We start from the raw sequence: 7344 nt of genomic DNA, 5'->3' as shown, positions 1-7344 counted from the left end.
TCCTTGGTATAATCGTATGCAAATCTGTCCAAAAAATAATTTAATGTCAAATTTTTAGTAATAAAATTTCATGTTTTTTTTTTTTTTATTAACTTTGCGGGCGCTGATAATATAAGTTATCACATATTTTATAATATTTATAGTTCGTTTTTTAATAGAATTACGTATGGGAAATTTAATGAAATTGATTGTGCCCATTATGATTGGGTTGTTTTGTTTTGTGTCTTGTGCAGACGACGCTACAGAAAATGAGGAGCGTTATTTTACTGTGACATTTAATTCCATGGGTGGAAGTGAGGTTAAGGAGCAAAAGGTAAAAGCCGGAGAACATGCCGTTAAACCAGAAAATCCAACTAAGGATGGTGTCGTTTTCTTAGGATGGTTCAAGAGCGAGAATTTCGAAAGTGAATGGGTCTTTGACGTGGATGTTGTGGATTCTGATATTACTTTGTACGCAAAATGGTTGGCGGAAATAGAAACTTGTATGATTTCTTTCGATACAAATGGAGGTGATGATATAGAGCCTGTGAGTGTTGAGAAAGGAAATACGATTACCGGTTTGCCAACTCCTGTAAAAGACGGATTTGTATTTGACGGATGGTTTACCGATGAGGCTTTCACTAATCCGTTTGATGAATCAATGGTTATAACAAGTGATATGACTCTATATGCTAAGTGGAAACCGGAAGTTGATGATACGGTAAAAAAGCAGCTTGAGGATTTGATAAACAAGGCTAATGGCTTGAATGAAGAAGATTATTCCGAAACCTCGTACCGTAACCTGCAGAAAGCCTTGGAAGCGGCCAAGAACGTAGCTGCCAATTCCGGCGCAACGACCGAAGAAATTCAGACGGCTTACGACAATCTCAAGAAAGCCATTGACGGCTTGATACCGGGCAATGTGATAGGAAAACCGTATAAGATATTCCTCGATGATTGTGAGTATTGCATAACTGAAGGCTTGTGGGACGGCAAGTATATCATGATTAATGGTAGCAGTACAGATATGGTAGGTGTGAGTTTCGATCTTGTAGATGCTACCATGGAATCTGTAGAGAATGATGAAATAGAAATATCTTACGATGGCATTATTAATGAATGGACTAATGATGGCGTGAGAACGGGAAACGGCCGTATTGATTTTACACTAAAAGGAAACTTGGCAGCAGGACAGGAAGCAAAAGTGATAGCACGTTCGAAGGAAAATCCAGAAGTGTCGTTGGAAGTGATATTTAAGATATGTGACGAGTCATGGATGATATCGGAATATACAAATCTGGCCAACCAGCTTCCTGCGGACTTGAGTATTCTCACTATTGACAATTACCTTGATTATATGGAGAAATATGAATTGGCTTTCAGTCTGGATCTGGATGGTGGCATTAATGCTTCCACAAAAGCGGCAGAGGCATATGCAAAGGTTATGGCATTCGAGCGGGAGGTGGGAGAAACTTGGTGGTACTCCCCGATAGTTAATTGTGGAGAAGGACTGTATGCATTCGAGAACCACTTGTTTAAATATACACCGGCAAGCGGAGGCGTATTCCCGCAAGGCGAAATGTTTTCTAACGCAGTTCAACATGAGGAAGATGAATATCACGAGTTTAAAGTAGTGATAGGAGCCAAAGATTTTGTGTTCTATTATAGGGAAACAATCAATGGTGCAATTGGCACTTGGGAAATAGACATTGAAGGTGAATACAAATACGTTCAGGGCGAAAACGGCAATGGGGCATTTATTATCCACATGACGGACGACCACGAAGGTCGGTTTTTGTCACGTTCCGCCAAGCTCAAGAGAAGATAAGTCATGAAAGCATAGGCCGATGGTCATTCGGTACAGCAAGTCCGCCACAGACGTAGCACGGGGCTACGTCTGTGGCGGACTTGCTGTATGTGTGAAAAGTGCCCAGCCTTTCAATATTTATGGATAGATGGTTTGCTGACTTTCCAAGAATAAGATGTAATAGGCATAATATTTTATCGATGGTATGATAAACTCCATTTTGTCTTTTCATTTTCTGTAAATATAAGCTATATTTATAGATTATGAACTGATGAGAACATATTTTCAAGCCGGATGCTTGGTTTTTATGTTCTAAAATTATCCGCTATCTATTATGTGTTATTGCGAGATTGATTATCTTTGTATTAATTGGAAATTTAAAAAGCGGATTGGATTTACAGTCTGTTAATACAGATATGAAGGTTAAATCAAACACACCTACTCAAAGTTATTCTAAATAATATAGTTAAATAATAATTTGATAATATAGCTTACAAAATGGATATCCGTACAATATTGAAGAATCTGAAAATAGAAGAGTTGAACGCTATGCAACAGGCAGCTGTAGATGCTTATAAAGAAGGAAACGACATAGTACTGCTTTCGCCTACTGGTTCCGGCAAAACCCTGGCTTATCTTATTCCACTTGTGCAGTCACTTAAGAAGGATACCGAGGGTGTGCAGGCTGTAGTGCTTGTTCCGTCGCGCGAGTTGGCATTGCAGATAGAACAGGTTTTCAAGGGAATGGGTACGGACTTCCAGGTGATGAGTTGCTATGGAGGGCGTCCGGCTATGGACGAACACCGCACGATGAAAGGTATCCGTCCGTCGGTGATTATCGGTACTCCGGGACGTATGAACGACCATCTGGAAAAAGGCAATATAGATGCATCGACAGTGCGTGTACTTGTTATTGATGAGTTCGACAAGTGTCTGGAATTCGGATTTCAGGAGGAAATGGCAGATGTTATAGGCAAGTTGCCTGATTTGCGCCGGAGGTTCCTTCTTTCCGCTACTGATGCTGAAGAAATACCACGCTTTACTGGAGTAAACAAGAGTGTAAGGCTGAATTTCCTGAATTCTGATGAGCAATTGTCGGACAGACTTCATTTATATAAGGTGGAATCGCCGGTAAAGGATAAACTTGAGACATTGTATAAGCTGGTTTGTAGTCTTGGTTCGGAGCAGACACTGGTATTCTGCAATCATCGTGAGAGTGTTGACAGGGTGGGCAAGTATCTGCACTCAATGAAAGTTTATTGTGAAACATTTCATGGTGGAATGGATCAGGACTATCGCGAAAGAGCATTGTATAAGTTCAGAAACGGCAGTTGCAATATATTTATTTCTACAGACCTTGCTGCTCGCGGACTTGACATCTCGGGAATAAAGAATGTGGTCCACTATCATCTGCCAATAGCCGAAGATGGATTTATACACCGGAACGGACGTACTGCAAGATGGGATGCCGAAGGTAGTGCATATATTATTATGCATTCCGAAGAAAAAGTACCGGATTATCTTCCTGCCGAGATTGATGTTTATACTCTGCCGGAGATTACTCCAAAACCTTCGAAACCGGAGTTCGTCACTTTATATATTGGTAAAGGTAAAAAAGACAAGATAAACAAGATAGACATAGTAGGTTTCCTCTTCAAGAAAGGTGGACTAAATAAAGACGATGTGGGCAAGGTTGACGTTAAGGACCATTATGCTTTCGTGGCTATATCGAGAAAAAAGAGCCAACAAACGTTAAAGTTGATACAAAATGAAAAGATTAAGGGGGTAAAAACTTTGATAGAACTGGCAAAATGATAACTTTGTGTCAGGATACATACGGAACGGCAGGTCACTGTCTCAATTTGCTATGGTTGATATCATAAAATACACCACAGTATGATAATTATGTGTCAAAGTGATAGTAAAATTACGCTTCATGTCATAAAATGAAAGAAAAATTTAGTTGTGGGTGTAATTTTATTAGATTAAAGTTTGGATGTGTGGAAATAATTACATAAATTCGCAATCGTTAGATATTAAAATATATGTAAAACCAATTAAACAACTGCCAAATGAAAAAACATAATTTTAATGCGGGACCATCTATTTTGCCTCGCGAAGTAATAGAGAAAACAGCACAAGCTATATTGGATTTTAATGGCTCTGGACTTTCGTTGATGGAAATAAGTCATCGCGCAAAAGACTTTCAGCCGGTAGTGGACGAAGCTGTGGCTTTGTTTAAAGAGATACTAAATATCCCGGAAGGGTACTCAGTAATATTCCTCGGTGGCGGTGCTAGCCTTGAATTCTGTATGGTTCCATATAACTTCCTCGAAAAGAAAGCCGCTTATCTTAACACAGGTACTTGGGCTAAGAAAGCTTTGAAAGAAGCAAAAGCTTTTGGCGAAGCTGTGGAAGTTGCATCATCTGAAAAAGACGGATATACATATATTCCTAAGGATTATGTTATTCCTGAAGATGCGGAATATTTCCATATTACCACTAATAATACTATCTATGGAACAGAATTGCATTCAGATCCTGAAGTGAATGTTCCTTTGATTGCGGATATGTCATCTGATATTTTCTCACGTCCTATCGATGTTTCAAAATACATCTGTATCTATGGCGGCGCTCAGAAAAATCTGGCTCCTGCGGGTGTTACTTTCGTAATTGTGAAAGATGATGCGCTTGGCAAGGTTACACGTCATATCCCTACTATGCTCGACTATAAGACACACGTTGACAAGGGTTCTATGTTCAATACTCCTCCTGTAGTGCCTATCTATGCTGCATTGCAGACTTTGAGATGGATCAAGGCTCAGGGTGGTGTGGAAGAAATGCAGCGCAGAGCTAAGGAACGTGCTGAGTTGCTTTATGCTGAAATTGACCGCAACAAACTGTTCCGCGGTACAGTGACTGTGAAAGAAGACCGCTCACTGATGAACATCTGTTTCGTGATGGCCGATGAATACAAGGATTTGGAAGCTGACTTCCTGAAGTTTGCTACCGAACGTGGTATGGTGGGTATCAAAGGTCACCGTTCAGTAGGCGGATTCCGTGCATCATGCTATAATGCTATGCCATTGGAAAGCGTTAAGGCTCTTATCGAGTGCATGCAGGAATTTGAAAAATTGCATTAATCCGTATTAATTATCAAATAGGGACGTGACGGAGACTTCTCTTTTCACGTCCTTTTTATCTTTATATCACTTAAATTTTACTACACATGAAAGTCTTGATTGCAACAGAAAAACCATTCGCCAAGGTTGCTGTGGATGGTATTCGTAAGGAAATAGAAGCAGCTGGTTATGAACTCGTGTTGCTTGAGAAATATACAGAGAAAGCTCAATTGCTTGATGCAGTAAAAGATGTAAACGCCATTATTATTCGAAGCGATATTGTGGATAAGGAAGTGCTTGACGCTGCCAAAGAACTGAAGATTGTAGTCCGTGCAGGTGCCGGATACGATAATGTTGATTTGGCTGAGGCTACTGCTCACGATGTATGTGTGATGAACACTCCGGGACAGAACTCAAACGCTGTGGCGGAACTTGCTTTCGGTATGATGATTATGGCTGTCCGCAATTTCTATAACGGTAAGGCGGGTACAGAACTTATGGGCAAGAAACTTGGTATTCATGCATACGGTAATGTGGGACGTAATGTAGCCCGTATCGCCAAAGGCATCGGCATGGATATTTATGCTTACGATGCTTTCTGTCCTAAGGAGGCTATCAAGGCTGACGGTGTCACTCCTGTAGATTCTGCAGATGAGCTTTACAAGAATTGTGATGTCGTTTCACTTCATATTCCTGCTACTCCTGAAACACGCAAATCTATCAATTATGACTTGGTGAACCTGATGCCAAAGAACGGTTTGCTTGTCAATACTGCAAGAAAAGAAGTTATCGACGAAGAAGGACTTCTGAAACTGATGGAAGAACGTCAGGACTTGAAGTATGTAACAGACATTATGCCAGAAAAGAATGAAGAGTTTGCCGCTAAATGTGCCGGCAGATATTTCTCTACTCCTAAAAAAATGGGTGCCCAGACTGCTGAAGCTAATATCAATGCCGGTATTGCCGCAGCAAAACAGATTGTGGCATACTTCAAGGATGGTTGCGAGAAATTCCGTGTAAATAAAAAGTAAAAACCTTTCTGCCTATGGCAATAGTTAAACCTTTCAAGGGCATACGCCCACCGAAATCAATGGTAGAGGAAGTGGCTTCCCGACCATACGATGTATTGAATTCAGAAGAGGCGCGTGAAGAGGCTAAGGGTAATGAAAAGTCATTATACCATATCATCAAGCCTGAAATAGACTTCCCGGTTGGAACTGACGAGCATGATCCTGCTGTATATGACAAGGCAGTTGAGAACTTCAAGATGTTCCAGGAAAAGGGATGGCTGGTGCAGGACGATAAAGAAAACTATTATGTATATGCACAGACCATGAATGGCAAGACTCAGTATGGTCTTGTTGTTGGCGCATACGTGCCTGACTATATGAATGGCGTAATAAAGAAGCATGAGCTTACACGCCGCGATAAGGAAGAGGACCGTATGAAGCATGTCCGTGTGAACAATGCGAACATTGAGCCTGTATTCTTTGCGTATCCGGATAATGCCGAACTTGATGCCATTGTCGCTAAATACACTGCACGCGAGCCGGAATATGATTTTGTGGCTCCTGGTGACGGCTTCGGCCATACATTCTGGGTTATCGACGGAAAAGAGGATATTGACAGAATTACCGCTCTGTTTGCCGATATGCCGGCTCTGTATATTGCCGATGGTCATCACAGAAGTGCTGCCGCAGCACTGGTAGGTGCCGAGAAAGCTGCCCAGAATCCAAATCACAAGGGCGACGAAGAGTATAATTACTTCATGGCTGTATGTTTCCCAGCATCGCAGTTGACTATTATTGATTATAACCGTGTGGTAAAAGATTTGAACGGACTGACAGCCGAACAGTTCCTGAAAGCATTGGAGAAAGACTTCATAGTCGAAGAAAAAGGCGAAAGTATCTATAAGCCTTCATCACTTCATAATTTTTCATTGTATCTTGCAGGAAAATGGTATAGTCTTACAGCTAAACCGGGAACATACGATGACAATGACCCTATAGGAGTGCTTGATGTGACTATTTCTTCAAACCTGATTCTTGACGAGATACTTGGTATAAAGGATTTGCGTTCGGACAAGAGGATTGATTTTGTTGGTGGAATCCGCGGATTGGAAGAGCTGAAACGCAGAGTTGACAGTGGTGAAATGGCTATGGCACTGGCACTGTATCCGGTATCGATGAAACAGTTGATGGACATTGCCGATACGGGAAATATCATGCCGCCGAAGACTACATGGTTCGAGCCTAAGCTTCGTTCGGGACTTGTTATACATAAATTGGAATGATATTTTGATTTACACTTTAGTTGATAGAAATCTGAAAAGAGGGTGTGTCAAAATGATGCATCCTCTTTTCGTTATATAATCATCGGTTTCTCATTTTTCATAGAGTATGATTTCTATATTTCCGTATTATCCCTATCTCCATG

Annotated in this window: 5 protein-coding genes; all 5 read left to right on the top strand. The window is 40.9% G+C overall.

Translation table 11 applies throughout. The features are described from left to right. Positions 1–166: 166 nt before the first annotated feature. On the top strand, positions 167–1807 hold the full coding sequence (locus H6A61_RS14645; RefSeq protein ID WP_204394620.1) for an InlB B-repeat-containing protein: 1641 nt from the start codon (positions 167–169) through the stop codon (positions 1805–1807). A 477-nt stretch (positions 1808–2284) separates the two neighbouring features. Next, positions 2285–3601: a DEAD/DEAH box helicase gene (locus H6A61_RS14640; protein ID WP_204394619.1), complete on the top strand. Its 1317-nt coding sequence runs from the start codon at positions 2285–2287 to the stop codon at positions 3599–3601. A gap of 257 nt (positions 3602–3858) precedes the next feature. Further along, complete coding sequence (serC, locus tag H6A61_RS14635) at positions 3859–4929, top strand: 3-phosphoserine/phosphohydroxythreonine transaminase (protein WP_154044447.1); 1071 nt, start codon at positions 3859–3861, stop codon at positions 4927–4929. An 86-nt stretch (positions 4930–5015) separates the two neighbouring features. After that, positions 5016–5939, top strand: coding sequence for an NAD(P)-dependent oxidoreductase (locus H6A61_RS14630; protein WP_204394617.1), 924 nt, complete (start codon positions 5016–5018; stop codon positions 5937–5939). A 14-nt stretch (positions 5940–5953) separates the two neighbouring features. After that, positions 5954–7201, top strand: a complete 1248-nt coding sequence (locus tag H6A61_RS14625; RefSeq protein ID WP_204394615.1) for a DUF1015 domain-containing protein — start codon at positions 5954–5956, stop codon at positions 7199–7201. The last annotated feature ends 143 nt before the right edge of the window (positions 7202–7344 follow it).

Origin of the sequence: Bacteroides caecigallinarum (assembly GCF_016901995.1) — a bacterium.
Taxonomy (GTDB): domain Bacteria; phylum Bacteroidota; class Bacteroidia; order Bacteroidales; family Bacteroidaceae; genus Phocaeicola; species Phocaeicola cellulolyticus.
The sequence above is the reverse complement of the archived record's forward strand: the minus strand, read 5'-3'. Positions and strand labels throughout refer to the sequence as shown.

Bases quoted from the DNA above. Each gene is read 5' to 3' on its own strand.
- H6A61_RS14640 (WP_204394619.1), top strand. From the start codon at position 2,285: ATGGATATCCGTACAATATTGAAGAATCTGAAAATAGAAGAGTTGAAC.
- H6A61_RS14630 (WP_204394617.1), top strand. From the start codon at position 5,016: ATGAAAGTCTTGATTGCAACAGAAAAACCATTCGCCAAGGTTGCTGTG.
- H6A61_RS14645 (WP_204394620.1), top strand. From the start codon at position 167: ATGGGAAATTTAATGAAATTGATTGTGCCCATTATGATTGGGTTGTTT.
- H6A61_RS14625 (WP_204394615.1), top strand. From the start codon at position 5,954: ATGGCAATAGTTAAACCTTTCAAGGGCATACGCCCACCGAAATCAATG.
- serC (WP_154044447.1), top strand. From the start codon at position 3,859: ATGAAAAAACATAATTTTAATGCGGGACCATCTATTTTGCCTCGCGAA.